This window comes from Winogradskyella rapida (genome assembly GCF_042675845.1).
Lineage (GTDB): Bacteria > Bacteroidota > Bacteroidia > Flavobacteriales > Flavobacteriaceae > Winogradskyella > Winogradskyella rapida.
This window is the reverse complement of the sequence record NZ_JBHTKM010000063.1, coordinates 1,163,898-1,189,751: the sequence shown is the minus strand read 5'-3', so window position 1 is coordinate 1,189,751 and position 25,854 is coordinate 1,163,898. Positions and strand designations below refer to the sequence as shown.

The 25,854-nt window shown below is 36.3% G+C and carries 24 protein-coding genes and 1 tRNA gene; 11 read left to right on the top strand and 14 right to left on the bottom strand.

What is annotated here, in order from left to right:
* The first annotated feature begins 40 nt into the window (after window positions 1-40).
* Both ACFQ13_RS12490 and odhB read left to right on the top strand, forming a co-directional pair.
* A complete protein-coding gene (locus tag ACFQ13_RS12490; protein ID WP_386117794.1) occupies window positions 41-2,800 on the top strand; it encodes a 2-oxoglutarate dehydrogenase E1 component in 2,760 nt (919 codons plus the stop codon).
* 78 nt (window positions 2,801-2,878) lie between these two features.
* On the top strand, window positions 2,879-4,093 hold the full coding sequence (odhB, locus tag ACFQ13_RS12485) for a 2-oxoglutarate dehydrogenase complex dihydrolipoyllysine-residue succinyltransferase (protein WP_386117793.1): 1,215 nt from the start codon (window positions 2,879-2,881) through the stop codon (window positions 4,091-4,093).
* Between the two features lie 539 nt (window positions 4,094-4,632).
* Here odhB and ACFQ13_RS12480 read toward each other — a convergent pair.
* Entirely contained in the window at window positions 4,633-5,262 is a 630-nt protein-coding gene (locus ACFQ13_RS12480) for a response regulator (protein WP_386117791.1), read from the bottom strand.
* A gap of 152 nt (window positions 5,263-5,414) precedes the next feature.
* Window positions 5,415-5,855, bottom strand: a complete 441-nt coding sequence (locus ACFQ13_RS12475; protein WP_114307831.1) for a retropepsin-like aspartic protease — start codon at window positions 5,853-5,855, stop codon at window positions 5,415-5,417.
* Window positions 5,856-6,093: 238 nt separating this feature from the next.
* Here ACFQ13_RS12475 and ACFQ13_RS12470 point away from each other — a divergent pair, with 238 nt between their 5' ends.
* The 9 genes from ACFQ13_RS12470 to ACFQ13_RS12430 all read left to right on the top strand — a co-directional run bounded on the left by ACFQ13_RS12470 (window position 6,094) and on the right by ACFQ13_RS12430 (window position 12,668).
* Entirely contained in the window at window positions 6,094-7,389 is a 1,296-nt protein-coding gene (locus ACFQ13_RS12470) for a hypothetical protein (RefSeq protein WP_386117789.1), read from the top strand.
* 120 nt (window positions 7,390-7,509) lie between these two features.
* A complete protein-coding gene (locus ACFQ13_RS12465; RefSeq protein WP_386117787.1) occupies window positions 7,510-8,277 on the top strand; it encodes a TatD family hydrolase in 768 nt (255 codons plus the stop codon).
* Window position 8,278: 1 nt separating this feature from the next.
* Window positions 8,279-9,307 (top strand): asparaginase, encoded by a 1,029-nt coding sequence (locus ACFQ13_RS12460; RefSeq protein ID WP_386117785.1) that lies wholly within the window; start codon window positions 8,279-8,281, stop codon window positions 9,305-9,307.
* A 74-nt stretch (window positions 9,308-9,381) separates the two neighbouring features.
* A tRNA-Ser gene (locus ACFQ13_RS12455) sits at window positions 9,382-9,469 on the top strand.
* A 73-nt stretch (window positions 9,470-9,542) separates the two neighbouring features.
* Window positions 9,543-10,307 (top strand): MotA/TolQ/ExbB proton channel family protein, encoded by a 765-nt coding sequence (locus ACFQ13_RS12450; protein WP_114307827.1) that lies wholly within the window; start codon window positions 9,543-9,545, stop codon window positions 10,305-10,307.
* A 9-nt stretch (window positions 10,308-10,316) separates the two neighbouring features.
* Window positions 10,317-10,754 (top strand): hypothetical protein, encoded by a 438-nt coding sequence (locus tag ACFQ13_RS12445; RefSeq protein ID WP_386117783.1) that lies wholly within the window; start codon window positions 10,317-10,319, stop codon window positions 10,752-10,754.
* 8 nt (window positions 10,755-10,762) lie between these two features.
* Complete coding sequence (locus ACFQ13_RS12440) at window positions 10,763-11,398, top strand: ExbD/TolR family protein (RefSeq protein ID WP_386117781.1); 636 nt, start codon at window positions 10,763-10,765, stop codon at window positions 11,396-11,398.
* A 12-nt stretch (window positions 11,399-11,410) separates the two neighbouring features.
* On the top strand, window positions 11,411-11,875 hold the full coding sequence (locus tag ACFQ13_RS12435; protein ID WP_114307824.1) for an ExbD/TolR family protein: 465 nt from the start codon (window positions 11,411-11,413) through the stop codon (window positions 11,873-11,875).
* A gap of 94 nt (window positions 11,876-11,969) precedes the next feature.
* The gene (locus ACFQ13_RS12430; protein ID WP_386117779.1) at window positions 11,970-12,668 is read left to right on the top strand and encodes a porin family protein; all 699 of its coding nucleotides are present in this window, start codon (window positions 11,970-11,972) and stop codon (window positions 12,666-12,668) included.
* On the opposite strand, the gene ACFQ13_RS12425 is transcribed toward ACFQ13_RS12430, so the two are convergent.
* The 12 genes from ACFQ13_RS12425 to ACFQ13_RS12370 form a co-directional block, all read right to left on the bottom strand.
* A complete protein-coding gene (locus ACFQ13_RS12425; protein ID WP_386117777.1) occupies window positions 12,663-13,271 on the bottom strand; it encodes a hypothetical protein in 609 nt (202 codons plus the stop codon). The two genes, ACFQ13_RS12430 and ACFQ13_RS12425, sit on opposite strands and share 6 nt — an antisense overlap.
* A gap of 10 nt (window positions 13,272-13,281) precedes the next feature.
* The gene (gene rpoN, locus ACFQ13_RS12420; RefSeq protein WP_386117775.1) at window positions 13,282-14,751 is read right to left on the bottom strand and encodes an RNA polymerase factor sigma-54; all 1,470 of its coding nucleotides are present in this window, start codon (window positions 14,749-14,751) and stop codon (window positions 13,282-13,284) included.
* A gap of 79 nt (window positions 14,752-14,830) precedes the next feature.
* Window positions 14,831-16,264, bottom strand: coding sequence for an asparagine--tRNA ligase (gene asnS / locus ACFQ13_RS12415; RefSeq protein ID WP_386117773.1), 1,434 nt, complete (start codon window positions 16,262-16,264; stop codon window positions 14,831-14,833).
* A gap of 31 nt (window positions 16,265-16,295) precedes the next feature.
* The gene (locus tag ACFQ13_RS12410; protein WP_386117771.1) at window positions 16,296-18,710 is read right to left on the bottom strand and encodes an efflux RND transporter permease subunit; all 2,415 of its coding nucleotides are present in this window, start codon (window positions 18,708-18,710) and stop codon (window positions 16,296-16,298) included.
* Window positions 18,711-18,876: 166 nt separating this feature from the next.
* The gene (locus ACFQ13_RS12405; RefSeq protein ID WP_386117769.1) at window positions 18,877-20,151 is read right to left on the bottom strand and encodes a DUF5686 family protein; all 1,275 of its coding nucleotides are present in this window, start codon (window positions 20,149-20,151) and stop codon (window positions 18,877-18,879) included.
* A 79-nt stretch (window positions 20,152-20,230) separates the two neighbouring features.
* Complete coding sequence (gene frr / locus ACFQ13_RS12400; RefSeq protein WP_114307817.1) at window positions 20,231-20,785, bottom strand: ribosome recycling factor; 555 nt, start codon at window positions 20,783-20,785, stop codon at window positions 20,231-20,233.
* Between the two features lie 42 nt (window positions 20,786-20,827).
* On the bottom strand, window positions 20,828-21,535 hold the full coding sequence (gene pyrH / locus ACFQ13_RS12395) for a UMP kinase (protein WP_386117767.1): 708 nt from the start codon (window positions 21,533-21,535) through the stop codon (window positions 20,828-20,830).
* Between the two features lie 278 nt (window positions 21,536-21,813).
* Window positions 21,814-22,788 (bottom strand): translation elongation factor Ts, encoded by a 975-nt coding sequence (gene tsf / locus ACFQ13_RS12390; RefSeq protein WP_114307815.1) that lies wholly within the window; start codon window positions 22,786-22,788, stop codon window positions 21,814-21,816.
* Window positions 22,789-22,872: 84 nt separating this feature from the next.
* The gene (gene rpsB, locus ACFQ13_RS12385; protein ID WP_114307814.1) at window positions 22,873-23,649 is read right to left on the bottom strand and encodes a 30S ribosomal protein S2; all 777 of its coding nucleotides are present in this window, start codon (window positions 23,647-23,649) and stop codon (window positions 22,873-22,875) included.
* 221 nt (window positions 23,650-23,870) lie between these two features.
* The gene (gene rpsI, locus ACFQ13_RS12380) at window positions 23,871-24,257 is read right to left on the bottom strand and encodes a 30S ribosomal protein S9 (RefSeq protein ID WP_092446510.1); all 387 of its coding nucleotides are present in this window, start codon (window positions 24,255-24,257) and stop codon (window positions 23,871-23,873) included.
* Window positions 24,257-24,712 carry a 50S ribosomal protein L13 gene (gene rplM, locus ACFQ13_RS12375; protein WP_114307813.1) on the bottom strand — a complete coding sequence of 152 codons (456 nt, stop codon included), beginning with the start codon at window positions 24,710-24,712 and terminating at the stop codon, window positions 24,257-24,259. Before rplM ends, rpsI begins: the two co-directional genes overlap by 1 nt.
* Before the next feature lie 160 nt (window positions 24,713-24,872).
* Entirely contained in the window at window positions 24,873-25,844 is a 972-nt protein-coding gene (locus tag ACFQ13_RS12370) for an L-threonylcarbamoyladenylate synthase (RefSeq protein ID WP_386117764.1), read from the bottom strand.
* Between the last annotated feature and the right edge of the window lie 10 nt (window positions 25,845-25,854).

The following is a 25,854-nucleotide window of genomic DNA, read 5'->3' as shown; positions in this document are numbered from 1 at the left end:
GACTAAATTATGTTGAAACGACAACGTCTCAAAAAGTAAAATGGATAAATATTCCTTTCTCAACGCGGCACATACAGCATATTTTGCTGATTTATATGACCAATACCTCAAAAACCCAGATTCTGTAGAGCCAAGCTGGCGGGCCTTTTTTCAAGGTTACGACTTTGGATCCGAAAATTATGGTGTAGATGGTGAAATTATTGAAGGTGTTTCTACGCAAATACCAGAACAAATTCAAAAAGAATTCCAAGTTTTAAAACTTATCGAAGGCTATAGAAGTCGAGGCCATTTGTTTACCAAAACAAATCCAGTACGTGCCAGACGAAAATATGCCCCTACCTTAGAAGTTGAAAACTTTGGCTTATCTCAGAGCGATTTACAAACCGTGTTCTCTGCAGGTGAAGTTTTAGGTTTAGGATCTTCGGCAACTTTACAAATGATTATAGATCATTTAGAAAAAGTGTATTGCGATTCTATCGGTGTGGAATATATGTACATTAGAAAGCCTGAAGAAATTAAATGGATTCAGCAAAAGCTTAATGTCAACGATAACAACCCACAGTTTTCTCCAGATCAGAAGAAAACTATTCTTAGAAAGCTTAATGAAGCGGTTTCTTTCGAAAATTTTTTACATACCAAATATGTCGGTCAAAAACGATTCTCTTTAGAGGGGGGTGAGGCCTTAATACCTGCTTTAGATGCTTTAATTGAGCAAGCTTCAGGTTATGATGTAAAAGAATTCGTTATGGGTATGGCGCACAGAGGGCGTTTAAGTACATTAACAAACATCTTCGGAAAATCAGCCAAAGATATCTTTAGCGAATTTGATGGTAAAGATTACGAGCAAGCTATTTTTGATGGGGATGTAAAATACCACTTAGGTTGGACGAGTGATCGTGTTACCGATTCTGGTAAAAGAATTAACCTAAATATTGCTCCAAACCCTTCGCATTTAGAAACGGTTGGTGCAGTTGTAGAAGGTATAGCCAGAGCTAAACAAGATGATAAATACCCTGATAATCCATCGCAAGTCTTACCAATTATTGTACATGGTGATGCTGCTATTGCAGGACAAGGCTTAGTTTATGAGCTGGTGCAAATGGCACAATTAGATGGTTATAAAACAGGAGGAACTATACATATCGTGGTTAATAACCAAATTGGGTTTACCACTAATTATTTAGATGCGCGTTCTAGTACCTATTGTACAGATGTTGGTAAGGTGACCTTATCTCCAGTATTGCACGTTAATGCAGATGATGTAGAAGCTGTAGTACATGCGACTTTATTTGCGTTGCATTTCAGAATGAAATTTAAACGTGATGTCTTTATAGACATGTTAGGTTATAGAAAATATGGGCATAATGAAGGTGATGAGCCTAAGTTTACACAACCCTTACTCTATAAAGCTATTGCAAAACATAAAAATCCAAGAGATATTTATGCAGAGCGCTTAATGTCTGAAGGTGTTATTGATAAAGGTTTTGTTTCTAAAATAGAAAAAGAATATAAAGATAAGCTTGAAGAAAAGCTGGTAGATTCTCGTAAGGTCGAAAAGACGGAGATTACTCCATTTATGCAAAATGAATGGGTAGATTTTACTTCTGTTGAAGAAGATAAAATGATGAAGCCGGTAGATACAACGTACCCTGTAGAAGCGCTTAAGAAAATTACTAAGACCATTTCAAATCTTCCTGAAGACAAGAAATTCATTAGAAAAATTCAACGTTTAATCGAGTCGAGACAAGCGATGTTTGATGAAGATCGATTAGACTGGGCTATGGCAGAGCACTTAGCTTACGGTTCTATATTATTAGAAGGTAGCGATGTTCGTATTTCTGGACAAGATGTAGAACGAGGAACCTTCTCGCACCGTCATGCCGTTGTTAAAGTGGAAGACAGTGAAGAAGAAATTGTACTTCAGAATAACCTAAGTGATGATCAAGGTAAATTCTATATTTATAATTCCTTATTGTCAGAATATGGTGTTGTAGGTTTTGATTATGGTTATGCTATGGCAAGTCCTAAAACCTTAACCATTTGGGAAGCACAATTTGGAGATTTCAGTAATGGAGCACAGATTATGTTAGACCAATATATCTCTGCTGCTGAAGATAAATGGAAATTACAGAATGGATTGGTTATGCTATTGCCTCATGGATATGAAGGTCAAGGTGCAGAACATTCATCGGGTCGTATGGAGCGTTATTTACAACTTTGTGCTAAGGATAATATGTTTATTGCAGATTGTACAACGCCAGCCAACATGTTCCACTTATTAAGACGACAAGTAAAAGCGGGGTATAGAAAACCATTAATCGTTTTTACACCAAAAAGTTTATTACGTCATCCAAAAGTGGTGTCTACCGTAGACGAGTTTGCTAACGGTAGTTTCCAAATGTTAATTGATGATGCTAGAGCAAAAGTAGAGCAGATAAAAACTTTAGTGTTTGTAACGGGTAAATTTTATTACGATTTATTAGAAGAGCAAGAAAAACTTGAAAGAGATGATGTTGCTTTAGTTAGAATAGAACAGTTATTCCCATTACCAGCTCAAGATATGAGAGCGGTATTGGAGAAGTACAAGAATGCAGATGATATTGTTTGGGCTCAAGAAGAACCAAGAAACATGGGAGCTTATGCACATATGTTAATGAACTTCGAAGAATCTAAGAACTTTAGAGTGGCAAGTAGAAGACCTTATGGAGCTCCTGCAGCAGGTAGTTCTGTACGTTCAAAAATAAGACACAAAGAAGTGATTGATTTTGTTTTTGATAAAACTAAAAATAATCAGCGATAATAAATTAAGGATCTTTTCTTTAGAAAAGATACCGTCAAACAAGAACAACTTAAAACCATAGGTTATAAATATTACAATATGATTTTAGAAATGAAAGTGCCTTCACCAGGCGAGTCAATTACTGAGGTGGAAATTGCAGAGTGGTTAGTGCAAGATGGAGATTATGTAGAAAAAGATCAGGCCATTGCTGAGGTAGACAGTGACAAAGCAACATTAGAGTTGCCAGCGGAAGTGAGTGGAACAATTACACTTAAAGCTGAAGAAGGTGATGCGGTTGCCGTTGGTGCGGTAGTTTGTTTAATTGATACAAGTGCCGAAAAGCCAGAAGGTGGAGAAGCGCCAGCAGCCACTGAAACTAAGGAAGAAGCGCCTAAAGCAGAAGCGCCAAAACCAGCAGCTTCAGAATCTAAAACCTATGCGACAGGGACTGCAAGTCCGGCTGCAAAGAAAGTTTTAGCTGAAAAAGGTATGGATGCAAGTGCTGTTTCTGGTACTGGTAAAGATGGGAGAGTAACTAAAGAAGATGCTGTAAAAGCGGTACCTTCTATGGGAACACCAACCGGAGGAAATAGAGGAACGACGCATAGTAAAATGTCTATGTTACGTCGTAAAGTTGCAGAACGTTTAGTGGAAGCTAAAAATACGACGGCTATGTTAACCACCTTTAATGAGGTTAATATGACGCCTATTTTTGAATTGCGTAAGCAATACAAAGAAGAATTTAAGGCTAAGCACGGTGTAAGCTTAGGGTTTATGAGTTTCTTTTCTTTAGCGGTTGTAAGAGCATTAAAAATGTATCCTGCTGTAAATTCTATGATTGATGGTAAGCAGATGTTAACCTATGATTTTGTAGATATCAGTATTGCTGTTTCTGGACCTAAAGGTTTAATGGTTCCTGTAATTAGAAATGCAGAAAACCTATCGTTTAGAGGTGTTGAGTCTGAAGTAAAACGTTTAGCACTTAGAGCTAGAGACGGACAAATTACTGTAGATGAAATGACTGGTGGTACCTTTACAATTACTAACGGTGGTGTCTTTGGAAGTATGTTGTCTACACCTATTATTAACCCTCCTCAGAGTGGTATTTTAGGAATGCACAATATTATAGAGCGTCCTATCGCTGTAGATGGTAAAGTTGAAATTCACCCAATGATGTATGTGGCATTATCTTATGACCATAGAATTATTGATGGTAAAGAATCTGTTGGGTTCCTAGTTGCGGTAAAAGAAGCATTAGAAAATCCACAAGAATTATTAATGGATAATAATGTAACTAAGGCTTTAGAATTATAAGCCGGTACTTATAGATATATCAAAAGCGCCATCTCCTTAGAGATGGCGCTTTTTTTTCCCCTTATTAAAATGTTTATGAACTATAAAAATTAACAGCTAGATTCGCTGAGATTACTATGACTGAACTCACAATTAACAAGATGATAAATACTCTGTCCCTTTTTGTTGTTGAATGATTTTTCATTGTTTCCATAGTCTTAATACGTTTTAAAAAGCTCTGAATAAATAATGCTATCCAGAGCTTTTTTAGGATTTAACCTAAGTTAGAATTAATAGCTGATGTAAAATTGCAAATAATTAGTTTACAGCGCAATACGTAACTTTACGTAAATTTTTAAAGGTTAAATCAAAAAAAGGCCTCGAACGAATGTTCAAGGCCCATAATAATCCCTAAGAATTAATTAATCCAATTGTTTTAGAATTAACTAATAACAAAATTCATGCTACAACCCCTACATTTGTAACATAGAGTAAAGGTCATAAAAAATAAAATGGCATACTATACGTAACTTTACGTATTTTCTAAGGTAGAGGTCGTGTTAAGATGTTAAAAATTTAGAGTGTTCTTTGGCCCAAATCAACAAACTGTTCTGTTTAGGTTCTAAATTAAGTTTCTTAATAATATTGCTCTTGTGTTTTTCTACAGTTCTAGGAGATATGTTTAGGTGATCTGCAATCTCAACCCCAGTTTTATTTTCCGAAATAAGTTTTACAATACCCTTTTCATGATTGGTAAGCGTGTCAAAATATTTAGGAAGCTCCTGAAGTTCTAGGAAGTTGAGCAACTCCGGACTAAAATACGGTTTGTTATCTAGGATAGAGAGGATGCAATTTTCAATTTCAACTAAGGCAAACTCTTTTAAGACATATCCGTAAATCCCTAAAGCTTTAGCATCATTGTAAGTTTGTTCGTCCTTTTCAAATGTTATTAAAACAATTTTGGTGGGGATTTCTTCAGATTTACATTGTTCAGCAATCTCTAAACCCGTGTAAAAAGGCATTTTTATATCTAAAATAGCAATGTCTGGTTTATGGGCTTTAACCAAGGCTAAGGCTTCCTTGCCATTTTTTGCACTGGCGATAACATTAAATTCTTTTTCAATTAAAAAATCATGTAGGCCTTTTAAGACCAATGGATGATCATCGGCAATTATAATGGTAGGATTCATATTGCTATTAATTCAAGAAATAGATTCTAAAGATAAAAATAATCTATGGTATATGGAATTTCTTACAATTGTTTCCTTTAAAAAATGGGTTTAGTTGAGGTTATAATAATTGATAGGTTGTTTTGCCAAGGAGGGCAACGCTGTTATTTCCATTACAATTTTAAATACAAGTACTTTTTCTCATAATCAATCACGGCTTTCCCTTTCTTTAAAATATCAGCACCTAATATCCCGTCTACCGGATCGGCATCATGGCTAATAAGACCGTTATTCACATGAGACAGATTAAAGAGGATTAGGGAGACGCGTTTCTTTTTCCACTTCCCCACTTTAATGGCATTAGAGGTAGAAATCTGTGTCATCATGTCAGAAGCACCTGCTCCCACGGCTTTAATTTCAGAATCCTTCACTTTAAGGTTAAAACGTTCTATGGCTTCAAAACCTACACAACTATTAGAAGCTCCAGTATCTAAGATAAAGCGGCCTTTTACACCATTGACAGTGGCTTTAATTTCAAAGTGATTGGTTTTGGTGTATTTCAATTTTATTTTAGAATACCCTTTGGTTAAGAGAAAATCTTTTAGCGTTTCCATGTGGTTTATATCGTTTTTATCGAATAGTTATAATGCAATTATCAAGCCGTTAGGATGAATAATGACGAAATGTGTAAAATAGAGCTTTTTACATCTGCCATTTTGTTGAATCGGTAAAGGTTTCATTTTATAAGAATCATACTTGGTTTATTCTTTTTAAAATTTAGCATTAAGCCTAGGGTTTATGGGCTTGTGTTACATGAAAATGTTTTAAATTCGTTTATAAATACATTCCGAAATGCAAAACCACAAGGATCAAAATTATTGTGAAGGATTAGTTGCTAACGATACCGCTATTGTTCAAGCGATATATAAGCAGTGGGCACCAAGCGTTATTGATTTTATTAAGCAACAGCACGGTGATGTTTATGATGCTCAAGATATCATTCAAGAAACGATCATTGTTATCTACCATTATTTTAGGCAGCATAATGTTGCGCTTCCTTGTGCGTTTGGCACCTACTTTTTATCTCTTTGTCAACACCGTTGGGGGTTAGAATTACAGCGCCGCGATACAAACCGGCGAGTTGATCTTAATGCATTAGCTCCTTCGGAAGCCACTGTAGAAATGTGGGTTTCTAAAACCATCGCTCACGAAAATGAAAACCGTAGGTTTGAAGCCGGTTTTCAGCAATTGTCTAACGCGTGTAAAGACGTGTTGCTAACTTTTGAAGAAGACCTTTCTCTATTGAAGAATCCCTCAGCGAAAGAGAATAACAAAACCACTTGTTTAGCAGAATGGACCACTTTGGTTTTGCAGCAGTCAGACGCGAGTAACCATGTAAAGTTAAATACGGAAGATTTCGATAGGTTTCAAAAGTACCAAGCCAAAACGATATCTTCAGATGTCCGTTTGAAGTTTGAAGCCGAGTTAAATGGCGATGGTTATCTTAAAATGGCCTTTCAAACTTATGGTAGCCTTCAAGTTTATTTAGAAGATGGTCTAAAACACGAACAAGAAATTGGAGACTTTAAGGCCAACCTCGATGTTATTTCAAATCAATATTTTAATGCTTTAGAGGCTGAAGCACTTCAATCCAAACCATCAAAAAAATCTCAAACTTGGACAATTGCTATTGTGGCGGTTGTTTTTTTAATAGGTGCCGTGTTGCTGTTCTCTATTTTTGCAAATCCTAGTTATGAAGATTATAACGATTTTAAAAGCATTAGTTTAATGCAGCGAAGTCCGGATGATATCACCACCAAATTAGCGGAAGAACGTTTTTATACGCAAGACTATGCCGGAGCTTTGGAGGCGTTTAATGAAATTCTAGAGGCCGATTTTGCCAATTTAGAGATTCAAATGTATAAAAGTATAGCTTTGGTAGAAACCAACCAGTTTAAAGAGGCTAATGATTTACTGTTAAAAATTATAGAGGGTAGTTCGGCCTATAGGGCTAAGGCAAAGTGGATTTTAGCCTTAAGCCATTTAAAGCAAGATAATATTGCGGCTTGTATTGAAGTTTTAAAAAGTATACCTCAAGACGCAAATACCTATATGAAGGCGCAGCAATTGCTCAAGCGTTTAGAATAAAACAAGTTGCAATGCCGTGTAGGTGAGGAGGTGTATGTGGGTTTGACGGACCTAAAGGTAACGGAGCAAATACTCTTATGAAAGTAGGCCTATCCACGTTGACTTTTTTATTTTTGCAGCATGATAATTACCGATACCCATACCCACTTATATAGCGATGCTTTTGATGAAGATCGTGCGGCGATGATGCAAAGAGCTTTAGAGGCTGGTGTGTCTCGATTTTTTATTCCTGCCATCGATGCTTCACATACCGCGTCTATGTTGCAACTCGAAGCTGATTTTCCTGATTATGTCTTTTTAATGGCCGGTTTACACCCCACTTCTGTTAAGGAGAATTATAAAGAAGAGCTCCGTCATGTAGAAACCCAATTGGCAACACGTTCGTTTGTGGCCATCGGAGAAATAGGAATTGATTTGTATTGGGATCAGACTACTTTAGAAATTCAGATTGAAGCCTTTAGACAACAAATACAATGGGCAAAACAGTACAAGTTACCGATTGTAATTCACTGTAGAGCGGCTTTCGATGAAGTTTTTCAGGTATTAGAGGAGGAGAAGTCTGATGATTTATTCGGAATTTTCCATTGTTTTACTGGGACCTTGGAGCAAGCAGAGCAAGCTATATCGTATCAAATGAAACTTGGTATTGGTGGTGTGGTGACTTTTAAGAATGGGAAGATCGATCAGTTTATAAATCAAATTGACCTTCAGCATATTGTTTTAGAGACAGATGCGCCGTATTTAGCACCAAAACCCTACCGTGGAAAACGAAATGAGAGTGCTTACATCTATAAAGTGGCAGAGAAATTATCAGAACTTTATGACGTCTCTGTAGAAGAGATCGCTAAAGTAACTACAGAAAATTCAAAAGCCGTATTCGGAATCTAAAATGGGAAAACAACCGCACATTTTATTAATATATACTGGGGGAACCATTGGTATGATCAAAGATGTTGATACCGGGTTTTTAAAAGCGTTCGATTTTAATAGTTTGCTGGTGAAAATTCCGGAACTAAGACTCTTAGATTGTAGTATAGAAACCATTTCTTTTGAAGAGCCTATAGATTCCTCTAATATGCATCCGAAATATTGGGCCGATATTGCCACAATAATAGGAACGCATTATTCAGATTTTGACGGATTTGTAGTCTTGCACGGCAGCGATACCATGAGCTACACGGCATCAGCCTTAAGTTTTATGTTAGAAAATCTTGCTAAGCCTGTAATTTTAACCGGGTCCCAATTGCCTATTGGCGACTTAAGAACCGATGCCAAAGAAAATCTGATTACCTCTATTCAAATGGCGTCCCTTCAAATAGAAGGGAAACCTGTAATTCGGGAAGTCGGATTGTATTTTGAATACAAATTATACCGTGGTAACCGCACCATAAAATTAAATGCCGAACATTTTGAAGCTTTTGAATCGTTTAACTACCCTAATTTAGCAGAATCGGGTGTGCATTTAAAGGTGAATACGGACTCCTTATGGCGACCGAAACCTAATAGTAAACTGATTTTAAGAACGGCAATGGACACCAGAATTGGCGTCTTAAAACTCTTTCCCGGAATCTCACAACCTATTTGCGAGGCTATTCTTACAAGTAAGCTCATTAAAGGGCTTGTTCTTGAAACTTATGGCTCCGGAAATGCCACGACCGAACCTTGGTTTTTAACGCTAATCGCAAATGCGATAAGAAACGGACTACACATTGTGAATGTGACCCAATGTGCTGGTGGAAGTGTTAATATGGGACAGTATGAAACCAGCTCCGATCTTAAATTATTGGGCGTAATATCTGGAAGAGACATCACTACGGAAGCAGCCGTTACAAAATTGATGTATCTTTTAGGAGAAAATGTAAATCATAAAGAATTTAAAACTATTTTTGAAACGTCATTACGCGGAGAAATGTCCTAAAAATAACAGTATAAATTTTAGTGTTTGAAGATTTTTTCGTTATTTGGCACAATGTAATTTTGAAATAAATTTAGAGAGAGGTGGCCGAGTGGTCGAAGGCGCACGCCTGGAAAGTGTGTATACTCCAAAAGGGTATCGAGGGTTCGAATCCCTTCCTCTCTGCTGATATTTAGGTTGTAATTGCATATTTTTTTTTATCTTTAACACTTTAACTAATAAAATTAAGATTTAGACAATGAAAAGATTATTTTCTATCCTTGCCATAACATGTTTAATGGCGATCGGAACTGTTAATGCGAATGCAACAACATTGGCAACTACAACAGCAACTGTAACAACTTTAGCTCAAGAAGAGCCTGCTTCTGAGGATGTAAGTTTCCATCAAGAATTAAAAAAGCGTTTTATTGAAGGTGGTCCAGGCTTTATGGGTATTGTACTACTATGTTTAATTCTTGGATTAGCGATTGCTATTGAGAGAATTATCTTCTTAAACCTTTCCACAACAAACACAAAGAAATTAACCCAAAATGTAGAAGATGCCCTTAATTCAGGTGGTGTTGAGGCTGCTAAGGAAGTTTGTAGAAATACAAAAGGACCTGTTGCTTCTATTTTCTATCAAGGTTTAGACAGAACCGATGAAGGTATCGATGCTGCTGAAAAAGCTGTCGTTGCTTACGGTGGTGTACAAATGGGTCAATTAGAAAAGAATGTGTCTTGGATCTCTTTATTTATCGCTTTGGCACCAATGCTTGGTTTCATGGGTACGGTAATTGGTATGATTCAAGCCTTCGATAAAATTGAAGCTGCAGGTGATATGCAACCTTCTTTAGTAGCAGGTGGTATTAAAGTAGCACTTTTAACAACTGTATTTGGTCTTATCGTAGCGATTATTCTTCAAATCTTTTATAATTACATCATCGCTAAGATTGATAGTATTGTAAATGATATGGAAGATGCATCTATCACATTGATGGATTTATTAGTAAGACACAAAAAATAAAAATTAATTATGCACAAAATATTAAAAATATTAGTCGCTGTTCTTAGCTTGTTCGGTATCATTTCTCTAGTAAGAGTTTTGGCTGCTGGTGATGAAGCTATGGAGACAGGCGAAAAAGCAGGGTTGTTTGAGCCTATGGCTTACACTGCTTACGTTATATTAGGATTAGCTGTGCTATTTGTAGTAGTTTTTGTTTTAAAAAATCTATTTACAAACACAGGTTCTCTAAAGAGTACTTTAATTGGTATTGGTGCTTTTGCAGTAGTATTAATTATTTCTTATGTCGTTTCTGGTGGTGACCCAATGGGTTATAAAAACGGAGACGTAATGGCTACAGAAGGAGAGTCTCATATGGTAGGCGCAGGTTTAATAGCATTTTATATTCTATTAGCAATTGCGGCTGTTACAATGACTTTCTCAGGTGTTAAAAAAGTAATAAGTAAATAATTAATAGTATGGCAAAAAGAGCAGCACCCGAAGTAAATGCAGGATCAATGGCTGACATTGCCTTCTTATTACTTATATTTTTCTTAGTAACAACTACTATTGAAAAGGATAAAGGATTATTAAGAAGTTTGCCACCTATTGACGATACTCAAGTAGAGCCTCCTATCATTAGACAAAAAAATCTATTTACTGTAAACATTAACAGGAATAACCAACTCTTAGTAGAAGAAGAGGAAATGCCTATTAGTGAATTAAGACAAGCAGCAATTGACTTTTTAGATAATGGTGGTGGTACTAACCCAGCAGGTGAATCTTGTGATTATTGTAAAGGGAAACGATTAGAAGAGTCTTCTGATCACCCGGATAAAGCAATTATCTCAATGAAGCATGACAGAGAGACTTCTTACGAGAAGTACATGGATGTACAGAATGAATTGGTCGCAGCCTACAACTTCTTAAGAGAACGTGAGGCCGAAAGATTATACAAGAAGTATTATCCAAATGCAGACAATGTTTACGCTGCAATGTTAGAAGAGAAAGAGAAGAATCAATTTAGTAAGGATGAAGTCCTTAATGGACGTATTGAGACCATTAAGAAACTTTTCCCAATGAAATTGTCTGAAGCAGAACCAGATAAAAGTTAAAAACAAATAAGTATGTCTAAATTTAGAAAAAAGGAGAAAGGTGAATTGCCAGCGATTTCAACGGCATCACTTCCAGATATTGTATTTATGTTGCTTTTCTTTTTTATGGTTGCTACTGTTATGAGAGACAGTTCGCTAATGATTGAAAACAGATTGCCTAGTGCAGATCAGGTTGAAAAGCTTAAAAAAGATAGAACAATCTTTATTTATGCAGGGAAACCAAGTAGTCAGTATAAGCAATTTGGTGAAGAGCCAAGAATTCAGTTTAATGATGCTTTTATTACCGTTGAAGATGTTCAGTCTTCAGTGTACCAAGGGATCAGCGAAATGAATGAAGAACTGCAAAGTAAAGTTGTTATCGGTCTTAAAGTAGACAAAGAGACAAATGCAGGTTTGGTATCCGATATTAAACAAGAGCTACGTAAAGCAAATGCATTAAAAGTAATGTACATTGCAAATACAAAAGCGCCACAATAAATGTAAAATTTCTTAATTTTATATAGAAAACGTCCTGAGCAATCAGGACGTTTTTTTGTTTATTTACTTTTAAAGATTTTGTAGCTTTATCAACATGAAAAGGCATGTCTTACTTTTACTTGGGTTTATTGGTGTAATGGGGTTTTCTCAGAATGATAATACCGATTTAGCAGAACGCTATAAGGATTATAGAGAAGATCAGTTTTATGCGTCTGTAACCTATGATTTACTTAATGATAAACCTTCAGGGATTTCTCAAAACGGGTTTTCTGCGGGATTCCATTTTGGCTTTATTAGAGATATGCCCATTAATAAACGCCGTAACGTGGCTATAGGTATTGGTTTAGGAATTTCTGGAAATAGTTATAATCAGAAAAATATTTTAATTCAAGAGGTCGATAACGAGGTTGTTTTTACAGCTATTGATGAAGATGACTATAATGTGTCTAAAAATAAATTTGAAACCTATCTTATTGAAGTTCCTTTTGAGATCCGATGGCGGACCTCTACCGCTACAGATTACAATTTTTGGCGTATTTATACCGGTTTTAAAGTCGGTTACCTCGTGCAGAGTATCGCTAAGTTTAAAAGTGATTTAGGGGACGTTAAAATTAGTAATAGCGATCGTTTTGAACCCCTACAATATGGCTTAACCTTAAGCGCTGGCTATGGCACTTGGAATTTTCATATGTATTACGGTTTAAATACCATTTTTGATAAGGAATCGACCTTTAATGGTAACGCGTTAGATACAAAAGCCATCAAATTAGGGTTGATGTTCTATATTCTATAACCAATAATTTAAGAGTAAAAATTGCGGCCCTAAGCCCGTTAAAACACCAATTAGGAGTTCTTTGTTGGTGTGTGCTTTTAAATGCAGTCTAGAGGTTGCTATAGCCCCCATAATAATCATCATGAGCGCTATAGTGCCGTTAATGTTAATATGATAATGTAAACTAAGGCCAACGGCAAACATAAAGAAGCCCGATGCCGCAATCATATGGATACTCGCTTTAAATTTAAACACGGCTAAAATAAAGCAGATTAAGGTTGAAAATAGAATCCCTAAAAAGAAATAATACAGCTCTATAATCTCATTAGGGGTAAGGACTCTAATTAAAATTAAAGCTAGAATAATACAATTGATGAAAAGTGGTATTAAACGCTCTTGGGTACTTTTTAAATAGATACTCTGAACCTTGTTAATTGTTTTAAGTAAGAAAAATAAGAGGATAGGGAGGATGATCGTTAAAATAACAATAGAGAATATTTTAGCTTTCATAACCGCCGTTGGAATATATCTCGGCGTTTTAGAAAAGTAAAATAACACCCCCAACAGTGGCATGATTAACGGATGAAATACAAACGATACTCCCTTTAAAATAAAATTTTTCATCGGAGTGTTCTTAGAGTTCTTTTCTCAGTCTTGCTACAGGAATGTCAAGTTGTTCTCTATATTTGGCAACCGTTCGTCTTGCAATAGGGTATCCTTTTTCTTTTAAAATCTTAGAAAGCGCTTCATCAGTTAAAGGCTTCTTTTTGCTTTCTTCCTCGATAACCGTTTCTAGTATTTTCTTAATTTCTCGTGTAGAAACTTCTTCACCTTGGTCATTGGTCATCGATTCTGAAAAGAATTCTTTAATCAATTTTGTACCATATGGGGTGTCTACATATTTGCTATTAGCCACACGCGATATGGTGGAAACGTCCATATCAATTTCGTCGGCAATATCCTTTAAGATCATCGGTCGCAAATTGCGCTCATCACCGGTTAAGAAATATTCCTTTTGGTAATGCATAATGGAGCTCATGGTTACAAACAAAGTCTGCTGGCGTTGCCTTACTGCTTCAATAAACCATTTAGCGGCATCTAGTTTTTGCTTAATAAACATTACGGCATCCTTTTGGGCTTTAGACTTTTCTTTGGTAGCCTTATACCCTTTAAGCATGTTATTATATTCTCTAGAAACGTGTAATTCTGGTGCGTTTCTACCATTAAGGGTCAACTCTAATTCGCCATCTACAATTTTAATGGCAAAATCGGGTACAATATGTTCTACCATCTTGTTGTTCCCAGCGTAAGAGCCTCCTGGTTTTGGGTTTAAACGCTCTATTTCTTCAATAGCTTCCTTGAGTTCTTCTTCAGTGATATTGAACTTCTGCATTAATTTTTTATAATGCTTCTTAGTGAACTGTTCAAAACCTTTATCAATGATAGTGGTGGCTAAGGCCACATCTGGACTTTGCTCTTTTCTGTGCAGTTGTATGCTTAGGCATTCTTGCAAATTTCTTGCGCCCACCCCGGCCGGATCTAACTGATGTACCACTTTTAACACCTGTTCTACCTCTTCTTCTGTAGTATAGATGTTTTGGGTAAAAGCTAAATCGTCTGTGATGTCGGCTAAAGACCTACGGATGTAACCACTCTCATCTACACTACCCACTAAGAAATAAGCAATTTCCTCTTGGTTTTCGGTTAAACGAAAGGTGTTGAGTTGGTTAATAAGATGCTGGGTAAATGAGGTTCCTGCAGCATAAGGCATGGTTTTTTCCTCATCATCCGCACTGTAATTATTAGCTTGTGTACGGTATTCTGGGACTTCATCATCACTGAGATATTCGTCAATATTGATATCTTCCGCATCAATATTGTCGCTGTCCTCTTCGTATTCGGTATCAGAGTTATCAAACTCATCAAAATTATCTTCTAAAGCTTCCGATTCTTTCCCCGTATCTAAGGCTGGGTTTTCTTCTAATTCTTGTTTTAAACGTTGCTCAAAAGCTTGCGTAGGCAGTTGTATCAACTTCATAAGTTGAATCTGCTGTGGCGAGAGCTTTTGTGAGAGCTTAAATTGTAAAAACTGCTTAAGAGACATAAAATTTCTGTTGCTTATAAAAGTAATGAAAAAAACCTGATAGGATTCTAAAATCCCATCAGGTTATATGATATATCCATTAAAATTCCGCATTTTGTGGCGTTCTAGGGAAAGGAATAACATCTCTAATATTACTCATTCCTGTAGCAAACATCACCAAACGCTCAAATCCTAAACCAAAGCCAGAGTGGACTGCAGAACCGTATTTACGGAGGTCTAAATACCACCATAATTCTTCCTCGTCAATATCTAAGGCTTTCATTTTTTCTTTTAAAACGTCTAAACGTTCTTCACGTTGCGATCCGCCGACCATTTCACCAATTCCAGGGAATAAAATATCCATGGCTCTTACCGTTTTACCATCTTCGTTCAAACGCATGTAAAACGCTTTAATATTTGCAGGGTAATCAAATAAAATTACCGGACATTTAAAGTGCTTTTCAACTAAGAAACGTTCGTGCTCAGATTGTAAATCAGCACCCCATTCTTCAATGATATAGTTGAATTTTTTCTTTTTATTAGGTTTCGAGCTTTTAAGAATATCAATCGCTTCTGTATAGCTTACACGTTTAAAGTTGTTATCGACAACAAATTTAATTTTCTCAACTAAGCCCATAGCACTACGTTCGGCTTGTGGCTTGGTTTTATCTTCATCTGCTAAACGCTTATCTAAGAACTCTAAATCTTCCTTATTGTGCTCTAAAACATAGCTTAACACCGATTTCATAAAATCTTCTGCTAAGTCCATGTTACCGGCCAAATCCATAAAAGCTACTTCTGGTTCTATCATCCAGAATTCAGCTAAGTGACGTGAGGTGTTCGAGTTTTCTGCTCTAAAGGTCGGACCAAATGTGTAGACTTTTCCTAAAGACATGGCATACGTCTCAGCTTCTAATTGTCCAGATACGGTTAAATTGGTTTCCTTTCCAAAGAAATCTTCCTTATAATTTACAGAACCATCCTCATTTAATGGTGGATTTTTTGCATCTAAGTTGGTCACTTTAAACATTTCACCTGCACCTTCAGCATCACTTCCGGTAATAATTGGTGTATGCATATAGTTAAAACCATTCTCATTAAAATATTTGTGAACAGCAAAAGACAATGACGAACGTAAACGCATTACAGCACTAAAAGTGTTTGTTCTTGTACGTAAGTGTGCGTTCTCTCTTAAAAACTCAAAAGAGTGTTTTTTAGGTTGAATCGGGTAGGTTTCAGGATCAGAATCGCCTAAAATCTCTAATGTTTTTACAACAATCTCTACGGATTGTCCTTTCCCTTGGCTTTCTACCAAATCTCCTGTAACATGGATGGCAGCGCCTGTGGTGATACGTTTTAAAGTAGCCTCGTCAAAATTTTCAAAATCAACGACACATTGGATATTGTTTATGGTAGACCCATCATTTAAAGCGATAAATCGCTTGGCTCTAAAAGTTCTCACCCAACCTTTAATGGTCACTTCTTGTAAAGTTACCTCTTGAGATAGTAGTTCAGCTACAGTTTTTGAAGTCATTTTTTTATTATTTTGAATGCTAAAATTTAATTTAATCGTGCTTTTTGTTATCGCGAGGAGCTTCGTCGTCACCCTCTGGAGGAATGATATTTATCGACGGTTTTTTCAAGACTTCCTTATTTGCAATATTTCGTTCTAAAGATAGTAATAACGATGGTAATAATAGTAAGTTAGAGAGCATAGCAAATAACAATGTTATAGAAACTAAGGCTCCTAAAGCTACGGTTCCACCAAAACTAGAGATGGTAAATACTGAAAACCCGAAGAATAAAACGATAGAGGTATAAATCATACTCACCCCAGTTTCTCTCAGAGCCCCGTAAACCGATTTTCTAATTTTCCAGTTATTGGCTTGTAATTCTTGTCTGTATTTGGCTAAAAAGTGAATGGTATCATCTACAGAAATCCCAAAGGCAATACTAAAGACTAAAATAGTCGATGGCTTAATCGGTACGCCAATAAAGCCCATAATACCGGCCGTAATTAATAAAGGGAGTAGATTAGGAATTAGCGAGACCACTATCATCTTAAACGAACGGAAAAGGTAAGCCATAAATAAGGCAATAAGAACAATGGCCAAGGTCAATGAAATCAATAAGTTTTTAACCAAGTATTTTGTCCCTTTTAAAAAGACTAAAGCCTTTCCGGTGATGGTCACTTCGTAACGTTCCTTTGGAAATAATTTATCAATTTTATTTTGAAGATCTTCTTGAATACGCTCCATCTTATCCGTACCAATATCTTTCATAAATGTCGTGATGCGTGCATATTGCCCTGTACTATCTACAAAATCACTTAACATATCCGTGTTGGAAGTAGAGTTTTTAGCGTAAGACAGAATAAAGCTGTTTTCTTGACTAGTCGGTAATTGGTAATATTTAGGATTTCCATTATAGTAAGCCTGCTTACTGTATTTTACCAAACTCACAACAGAAATAGGACGTGATAATTCTGGAATTTCAATAATGAGATCTTCCAATTCATCCATACGCTTTAAGGTAGATAATTTCATCACCCCTTTTTTACGTTTGGTATCAATCATGATCTCTAAGGGCATAATCCCATTAAACTCAGATTCGAAAAATCGGATATCGCTAAAAAACTCGGTGTCTTGCGGCATGTCTTCAATAAGACTTCCTGAAATTTTAATTTGGTAGACTCCTATAATTCCTGTGATAATTAAAATAAGGGTGGTGATGTAGATGCTAATTTTTTTGTTCTTCACCATAGACTCCATCCAATGTACAAAAGCGCCAATCCAACGTTTGTTTAAGTGCTCTAAATGACGTTCTTTAGGAAAAGGTAAGAACGTGTACATGATAGGAATGATTAACAAACACAACATGAAAATTGCCAAAATACTTAAGGAGGCAACGATACCAAATTCTTTTAATAAAGTACTTTCCGTTAATATAAATGTACCAAAACCAGAAGCCGTGGTCACGTTGGTCATTAAGGTCGCATTCCCTACTTTAGTAATAACACGCTGTAAGGATTTTACTTTGTTACCATGCGATTTAACCTCTTGTTGGTATTTATTAATTAAGAAAACACAATTTGGAATTCCAATAACAATAATTAACGGCGGAATTAAAGCGGTAAGTACGGTAATCTCATAACCTAACATACCTAGAATACCAAAAGTCCACATCACCCCAACACAGACCACAATTAATGAAATAAATGTGGCTCTAAAAGACCTAAAGAATAAAAAGAAAATTAGAGAGGTGACAAAAAGCGCCCCGCCAATAAAAATTGGAATTTCGTCAATAATACTTTTAGAATTTAATGTACGGATGTACGGCATTCCAGACACTCTAACATCGAGACCCGATTGGGCTTCGAAAGCATCAATTTTTTCTTGAAGGACATTAAGGATAAATACTTTCCTTGCCGGAGTATTAATAATATCCTTTTTAAGATAGATGGCCGTTCTTATGGTTTTAGTCTCGGCATTAAATAAGAAATTATCGTAAAAAGGGTACTGTTCAAAAAGCTCCTTTTCTAAGGCTAAAATTTGTTGCTTATTGGCAATAGAGTCTTTAATAAACGGTTTTAAATCGAAGCGTTCTTTCTCCGTGTTTTTAACTAATTTTTGAAGGTCTTTAATGGATAAAACCGCATCGACTTCATCATAGCCTTTAAACGAATCCGCTAGGTTATTCCAAGCATTCAATTGTTTTACCGTGAAGATGGTAGAGTCTTTAACTCCAAGGACCACAAGATTTCCTTCCTCTCCAAAAATTTCTAAAAAGTCATTATAAACAAGGTTGGTTTCGTGATCATCGGGCAATAAATTGGCCTCTGTAGATGAAAACTGCATGTATTTCCATTGCGAACTGAAAAAGACCGTGGCCAAAACAATGGCAATGAGTATGATGATTTTATTACGAAGAATAAGTCTTGCAATAGCTTCCCAAAATCCTGTGGTTAAAATTTTAAACATGCATTAATATATTTCTCAGAGCCAGCTCTTAAGATACGGGTTGAAATAACGATTTTTTTTAATGAATTGGTTCCCATTCATAAATCACTTCCCTTGAGAGAAATGAGCGGCAAAGGTAGAAAAAACCTAAGGAATTGTAACTTAATTAACAGGAATATAATTTCGCTTACAAGGAAATGTTAAAGGTAAACTTAAAGGCAATGTTATCTTCTAAATTTGGTAAGTGGTAGCCCCCATAACGGTAGGCAAAACTAAGTCCGAAGCCAAAGAGAAGCTTGTTAATTTCAAAGCCCGATTCCGAGTAAAGCTTGTCTAAGGTTTTAAAGGCAATCCCTTGGTGTCGATCAATACTGTTCATATCACCAACAGCATAACGAGAAATAAGTACTAACTGTGGTTTAAAACGGCTAGAAATCTTAAAGGGACTAAAGGCATGTTTGAGTTGTAAGGTTGAAAACTTGTCGCTAAAAAACTCATTAAAATACATGGTTTCAAAACTATTTAATCCCGCTACAGAAAACCGTTGCATAATGGTTTCTTTAGTAATATTATTAGGGTAGGCGTGGTACAAGTGAGTTAATGGCGCATTGCCACCGGCGATACCGGCCACTAAGGTAATGCTTGTTTTCGCATTGTTTTTATGGGTGAATTGCTGTATGGTTCTAAAATCGAGTTTAGAAAAATTAAAATCACTTCCTAAAATAGATTTAAAGGCCTGCGTAACTTGAAGCGTAAATTTAGGGTAGCCGTCTTTGGTTTCTCGAAGGTTATCATTAATAAATTTATAGGTACTAAAAGGACTCCATTGCAAACTCATCTGTGCTGTAGTGAGGTTAAAATTGCTATAGCTTTCTCCGTTTAAGAGGTAGCTATAATTATAGGTGGGGTCTATTTTAGAAGTGGCCACCTGGGTTTCGGTAAGCAGGTGGTTAGAGAGTTTATGATGAATGGCTATAGACTTGGTAATGTGTCTATGGAACAAATCAATATTTAATAAGCGCGGTTCAAAAAAGGTAAAAAAACGCTTATCGGTTAAAAATTTAGAGCTTCCGGTTTCTTGTAAGTCGTCAACATAAGCGAGGTTAATCCAAGTATCGGTGGATTCATCAATTCTAAAGCCGCCGCCAATTTTATATTTTATGGCTTTGTCTTTAAAGCCATAAACGGCATAGCCATCAATGCGGTACTTTTCTGAAAACGCATCATTGGTTATTCCGCCTAATCCACTTCGTAGGCCTTCGTATTGATTGAATTTAATAAGGTAACGCAGATCAATATTAAAGTAGTTAAAAGGCAAATAACCATTGCCAATTTGTTTAATAAACTCGGTACGTTTTATCGAGTCTCTTTCTGCTTTTTTTGATTGTGGGATAGGCTGCTGTTGGGCATGACTGTAAGTGGCAAGCGTTAGTAATAAAACGACAAACAGATGCTTTAGCATTTTGAATCTTTAAATTTAGGATATAAAAAATGATCCCAAACCTAGAAGGTTTGGGATGCGATATAAAAGATTATAACGCTTATACGGTCATAATCTCTTTTTCTTTGACCTCTAGAAGGGCGTCAATTTTTTTAACGTAAGTATCCGTTAATTTCTGAACATCGATTTCCGCATTTTTTTGTAAATCTTCAGAAGTATCCGAATCTTTAATCTCGTGGTTGGCATCTTTACGAGCATTTCTAATTCCAATCTTAGCATCTTCGGCTTCCGCTTTGGCTTGCTTCGCTAGGTCTTTACGACGCTCCTCTGTTAATGGGGGTACGTTAATGATAATAAGATCTCCATTGTTCATTGGGTTAAACCCTAAATTGGCAATCATAATACCACGTTCTATTTCTTGTAACATGTTCTTTTCCCAAGGTTGAACGGTAATGGTTCTTCCATCTGGAGTATTCACATTGGCCACTTGACTTAACGGAGTTTGAGACCCGTAGTAATCTACCATAACACTTCCTAACATGGCAGGGCTAGCTTTACCAGCTCTAATGTTAACAAATTGTTTTTCTAAGTGTTTTAAGGCGGCATCCATAGCCTCCTTTGTGCTGTCAATTATAAATGTAATGTCTTCGTTCATAGTTTAAAATCTTAATGATATCTGATTAAAATTTATGCCAAATTATAGATTTACTGTAGTCCCTATATTCTCTCCGGAAATCACTTTAAGAAGGTTTCCTTTTTTATTCATATCAAAAACAATAATAGGCAATTTGTTTTCTTGACTTAAGGTAAAAGCTGTGGTATCCATAACTTTTAGACCTTTTCGTAACACGTCATCAAAGGTAATATGATCAAACTTTACAGCGTTTAAATCCTTTTCTGGATCTGCGGTATAAATCCCATCCACACGGGTACCTTTTAAAATAACATCGGCTTCAATTTCAATGGCTCTTAAAACAGCCGCAGAATCTGTGGTGAAATATGGGTTTCCGGTTCCTCCACCAAAAATAACAACACGTCCTTTTTTAAGATGGCTTAGGGCTTTACGTCTTATAAACGGTTCAGCAACCTCATTGATCTTAATCGCAGTTTGTAAACGCGTTTTAATATCGGCGTCTTCCAAGGCATTTTGTAAGGCTAAACCATTAATTACGGTTGCCAACATTCCCATATGGTCCCCTTGTACGCGGTCCATACCATGCATGGCGCCAGCAACACCTCTAAAAATATTGCCTCCTCCGATTACGATTGCAACTTCCACACCTAATGCTGTGATTTCTTTAATGTCCTTGGCATATTCTGATAAACGCTCTGGGTCAATTCCGTATTGGCGATCTCCCATTAAGGCTTCACCAGATAATTTAAGTAGTACTCTTTTATATTTCATTAGATCGTGTCTATTGCTTTTAATTGGCGCTAAGTAAGGTGTATATTGAAATAAGACTGTTTTAGAACCTATTTTTCTACACCTTTTAAAAGTTGAGCAAAGCTACGTAATTATTAGCATCCGTAAAAGTGAAAAAAAAGACAAAAGTAGATTTTATCTAAAAAGTTTTGAAGCGTTTTGCTTGAAGTTCAGTGTTTATAGGTGGTACAAAAAAAAACCACTATTCCTTAAAGAATAGTGGTTTTTAATATGTGATTTCGGTACTAAAGGTGGATTAATTATCCTACTGTAGCACGTTTAAATCCAGTTACAGCAACGTCTCCGTAAGAAGCAACGTAATCTGCAACAGTTTTCTTTTCATCTTTGATAAACTTCTGATCTAATAAACATTGTTCTTGATCTAAAGTTGTGTTATCAGAAATAAAACGCTCCATTTTACCAGGTAAAATACGGTCCCAGATTTGTTCTGGTTTCCCTTCAGCTTTTAATTCTGCTTTCGCAGCTTCTTCAGCTTCAGCGATAACTTCTGGCGTTAATTGTGCCATAGAGATGTAACTTGGTACATTCTTTAAAGTTTTACCTAAACGTCCTAATTCGATGTTATCTTTTTCGATTACTGCGATACGCGCTTCAGTTTCAGAAGCCACATAAGCAGGATCAAAATCTTTGTAAGATAATGATGTAGCGCCCATAGAAGCAACTTGCATAGCAACGTCTTTAACTAAAGTTTCAGCGTTATCTACTTTAGAAGATAATCCTACTAAAGCTGCAATTTTATTAATGTGAACATATTGTCCAACGTAAGGAGCTTCTAATTTTTCAAATGCAGTGATGTCTAATTTCTCACCAATAACACCTGTTTGCTCTACTAATTTTTCAGCCACTGTCATGCCACCAAAGTCAGCTGCTAAGAAAGCTTCTTTTGTGTCATGGTTTAAAGCGATATCAGCTAAGTCATTTGCTAAGGCTACGAAGTTTTCGTTTTTACCAACAAAGTCAGTTTCACAACCTAATACAATAGCAACACCAGAAGTGTTATCTGCATTAATTTTTGCGATTGCAGCACCTTCAGAAGAATCTCTATCGGCTCTTTTTTCTGCAACTTTCTGTCCTTTCTTACGTAAAACTTCAATGGCTTTATCAAAATCTCCACCAGCTTCAACTAAAGCTTTTTTACAATCCATCATACCAGCACCAGTTGCTTGTCTAAGCTTGTTTACTTCTGCTGCAGTAACTTTTACAGTATTTTCCATAGTTTCTAAATTAAAAAAGTCGATTAATTATTTTTCTTTGCAAGAAAAGAATTAAACGACTTTTGTATATATTCTAAATGTTATTTATTCTTCTTCTTGATCAGCAACGGCCGCTTTAGGAGCTTTTTTTGCTTCACCTTTTTGAGATTTTGCGTCTTTGTCAGCACGCTCAGCTTTTCTTTCGTTTAAACCGTCTGCTACAGCAGAAGTTACGATAGATAAAACTTTGTCAATAGATTTAGAAGCATCGTCATTTGCAGGAATTAAATAATCAACTTCACGTGGGTCAGAGTTTGTATCTACCATAGCGAAGATTGGAATGTTTAATTTTTGAGCTTCTTTAATTGCAATATGCTCACGCATAATATCTACAACAAATAAAGCACCTGGTAAACGTGTCATATCAGAAATTGAACCTAAGTTCTTTTCTAATTTTGCACGTAAACGATTTACTTGTAAACGTTCTTTTTTAGATAAAGAGTTGAATGTTCCATCTTTCTTCATTCTATCAATAGAGGCCATTTTCTTAACCGCTTTTCTAATAGTTACGAAGTTTGTTAACATTCCACCAGGCCAACGTTCAGTAATGTACGGTTGGTTTACGGCACCTGCTTTTTCAGCAACGATGTCTTTAGCTTGTTTTTTAGTTGCAACGAATAAGATTTTCTTTCCAGAAGCTGCTATTTTAGCTAAAGCTTCAGAAGTCTCTTCAATTTTTGCTGCTGTTTTGTAAAGGTTGATAATATGGATACCATTACGCTCCATATAGATGTAAGGGGCCATGTTTGGGTTCCACTTACGTGTAAGGTGACCGAAGTGTACACCTGCTTCAAGTAATTCTTTTACTTCTACTTTTTCCATTTTGTAATCGTTTACGTTCTGTTAAATTAGCAATGTTCCAGTGAGATTTTAGGGTTAACCTATAATCCGTTGGCTTCATTTAGATGCTAAACTTATGTCCCAAAATTATTCTGGGAACTATTAAAAGATCTTGAACAAGGTTCAAGACCGTCTTAAATTCAATAAAATAAAATAATTCAGAACATGAAATATCAAGTTCTGAATTAAGTGTTGTTTGGATATTAACGTTTCGAGAATTGGAATTTCTTACGCGCTTTCTTCTGTCCGAATTTCTTACGCTCAACCATTCTAGGGTCTCTCGTTAATAGACCTTCTGGCTTTAATACTAGTCTGTTTTCAGGATCTAGTTCGCACATAGCACGACTTAATCCTAAACGTATTGCTTCTGCCTGGCCGGTGATACCACCTCCATATACGTTAACAGTAATATCAAAGTTGCCATCATTGTTAGTCAAGGCTAAAGGTTGGTTTACTTTGTATTGCAATGTTGCAGTACTAAAATAATCCGCCATGTCTTTTTTGTTCACTGTGATTTTACCGGTTCCTTCGGCAACGTACACACGAGCAACAGCCGTCTTTCTACGGCCAATTTTGTGAATTACTTCCATTAGTTAATTTCGTTTAATTTAATTGCTTTAGGTTTTTGAGCCTCGTGAGAGTGCGCAGTACCTGTAACAACGGTTAAATTTCTAAAAAGGGTTGCTCCTAATTTGTTTTTAGGCAACATTCCTTTTACTGACTTTTCTACTAATCTGCTTGGGTCTTTCTCAAACAATTCAGTAGCTGTCAGACTTCTTTGTCCACCTGGATAACCTGTGTGACGGATGTAACTTTTTTCCGTCCATTTGTTACCAGTTAAGTTGATTTTTTCAGCATTGATAACAACAACGTTATCACCGCAATCAACGTGTGGCGTAAAATTAGGTTTGTGCTTACCTCTTAAAAGTATTGCTACTCTTGAAGCTAAGCGACCTAAAGTTTGTCCTTCAGCATCAACTAAAACCCACTCCTTATTAACGGTAGCTTTGTTTGCTGAAACTGTTTTGTAGCTTAATGTATCCACACTAATTTGATTTATAATTGTGCCTTAAATGACACAATAGATTAAACATTCCTCTTCAAAAAAGAGTTTGCAAATTTACGATAAAGAATGGGAATACCAAATCTTAATGAAATGTTTTTTTGTACTGAGAATCAGTACGTTTTGAAAACGGGGGTAGGGCTTAGCTTTTTGTCGCTCTGGTTAGCCTGTCGTTTATGGATTTTCCGAGTCCGTAATCTGGAAATTCTTCGGCTATAATAAGGTCTAAATTTTCCTGATCTAACTGATGCAAGGCCTCATAGAGATGCGCTGTAGCTTCATTTAAGTCGCCATTTTCAGATAAAACAACTTGTGTTTTTACCGCACTATGGGCAATACGTGTCTTAAAAACTAAGAGGCCCACACGTTTGTTAGCATGCTGGTCTAGGCTCTTTAAAAGATTATTACTTAATACGGTTGTGGTCTTTGGCGCATAGTGGCGATCTAGCATGCCAGGTGCCGTAGGTGCTTCTTCTGTTTTTTGTTTTACCGTATTTTTTACCGTCACTGCACCAACAACGGCTTCAATATCTTCAAGGGCGGTAGAACCTAATCTATAAATTATAGGTTCGTCGTTTTCAAAACCAATAATGGTTGATTCTATACCGCTACGGCAAGGACCACCTTCTAAAACCATAGGAATTTGGTCTTTAAAATAGTTTTCTACATGCTGTGCTGTGGTAGGGCTGATGCTACTAAACGGATTTGCCGATGGTGCCGCTAAAGGAAAATCTAAAGCGTTTAGCAAGCTAAGCGTTACGGGGTGGTTAGGAATTCTAACGGCTACGGTGGGTTTCCCTCCGGTAATTAAATCGGGGATATGATCTTGTTTTTCTAAAACTAAGGTAATAGGGCCTGGCCAAAAGGCTTTGGCGAGTAACTTTGCTTTTGGTGGAATATGCGCTACAATGGTAGCGAGTTGCTCTATGGCTGGAATATGAACAATTAAAGGATTAAAGAACGGGCGCTTTTTGGTTTCAAAAATTGCAGTAATAGCTTTAGGACTGTATATATTTCCTGCTAAACCATAAACCGTTTCTGTAGGAATGGCTACAATATGCTCGTCATTTAATAGTTGAACCGCCTTAGCGATGTCTTTTGAAATAATGCTCATAATCTTAAAA

Bases quoted from the DNA above. Each gene is read 5' to 3' on its own strand.
- rpoN (WP_386117775.1), bottom strand. From the start codon at position 14,751: ATGTCTCTTAAGCAGTTTTTACAATTTAAGCTCTCACAAAAGCTCTCG.
- ACFQ13_RS12450 (WP_114307827.1), top strand. From the start codon at position 9,543: ATGAAAAGATTATTTTCTATCCTTGCCATAACATGTTTAATGGCGATC.
- ACFQ13_RS12425 (WP_386117777.1), bottom strand. From the start codon at position 13,271: ATGAAAAATTTTATTTTAAAGGGAGTATCGTTTGTATTTCATCCGTTA.
- ACFQ13_RS12475 (WP_114307831.1), bottom strand. From the start codon at position 5,855: ATGGAAACGCTAAAAGATTTTCTCTTAACCAAAGGGTATTCTAAAATA.
- rpsB (WP_114307814.1), bottom strand. From the start codon at position 23,649: ATGGAAAAAGTAGAAGTAAAAGAATTACTTGAAGCAGGTGTACACTTC.
- frr (WP_114307817.1), bottom strand. From the start codon at position 20,785: ATGAACGAAGACATTACATTTATAATTGACAGCACAAAGGAGGCTATG.
- ACFQ13_RS12470 (WP_386117789.1), top strand. From the start codon at position 6,094: ATGCAAAACCACAAGGATCAAAATTATTGTGAAGGATTAGTTGCTAAC.
- tsf (WP_114307815.1), bottom strand. From the start codon at position 22,788: ATGGAAAATACTGTAAAAGTTACTGCAGCAGAAGTAAACAAGCTTAGA.
- ACFQ13_RS12405 (WP_386117769.1), bottom strand. From the start codon at position 20,151: ATGCTAAAGCATCTGTTTGTCGTTTTATTACTAACGCTTGCCACTTAC.
- ACFQ13_RS12440 (WP_386117781.1), top strand. From the start codon at position 10,763: ATGGCAAAAAGAGCAGCACCCGAAGTAAATGCAGGATCAATGGCTGAC.
- ACFQ13_RS12410 (WP_386117771.1), bottom strand. From the start codon at position 18,710: ATGTTTAAAATTTTAACCACAGGATTTTGGGAAGCTATTGCAAGACTT.
- odhB (WP_386117793.1), top strand. From the start codon at position 2,879: ATGATTTTAGAAATGAAAGTGCCTTCACCAGGCGAGTCAATTACTGAG.
- ACFQ13_RS12435 (WP_114307824.1), top strand. From the start codon at position 11,411: ATGTCTAAATTTAGAAAAAAGGAGAAAGGTGAATTGCCAGCGATTTCA.
- ACFQ13_RS12480 (WP_386117791.1), bottom strand. From the start codon at position 5,262: ATGAATCCTACCATTATAATTGCCGATGATCATCCATTGGTCTTAAAA.
- pyrH (WP_386117767.1), bottom strand. From the start codon at position 21,535: ATGAAATATAAAAGAGTACTACTTAAATTATCTGGTGAAGCCTTAATG.
- rpsI (WP_092446510.1), bottom strand. From the start codon at position 24,257: ATGGAAGTAATTCACAAAATTGGCCGTAGAAAGACGGCTGTTGCTCGT.
- ACFQ13_RS12445 (WP_386117783.1), top strand. From the start codon at position 10,317: ATGCACAAAATATTAAAAATATTAGTCGCTGTTCTTAGCTTGTTCGGT.
- ACFQ13_RS12460 (WP_386117785.1), top strand. From the start codon at position 8,279: ATGGGAAAACAACCGCACATTTTATTAATATATACTGGGGGAACCATT.
- asnS (WP_386117773.1), bottom strand. From the start codon at position 16,264: ATGACTTCAAAAACTGTAGCTGAACTACTATCTCAAGAGGTAACTTTA.
- ACFQ13_RS12430 (WP_386117779.1), top strand. From the start codon at position 11,970: ATGAAAAGGCATGTCTTACTTTTACTTGGGTTTATTGGTGTAATGGGG.
- ACFQ13_RS12370 (WP_386117764.1), bottom strand. From the start codon at position 25,844: ATGAGCATTATTTCAAAAGACATCGCTAAGGCGGTTCAACTATTAAAT.
- ACFQ13_RS12490 (WP_386117794.1), top strand. From the start codon at position 41: ATGGATAAATATTCCTTTCTCAACGCGGCACATACAGCATATTTTGCT.
- ACFQ13_RS12465 (WP_386117787.1), top strand. From the start codon at position 7,510: ATGATAATTACCGATACCCATACCCACTTATATAGCGATGCTTTTGAT.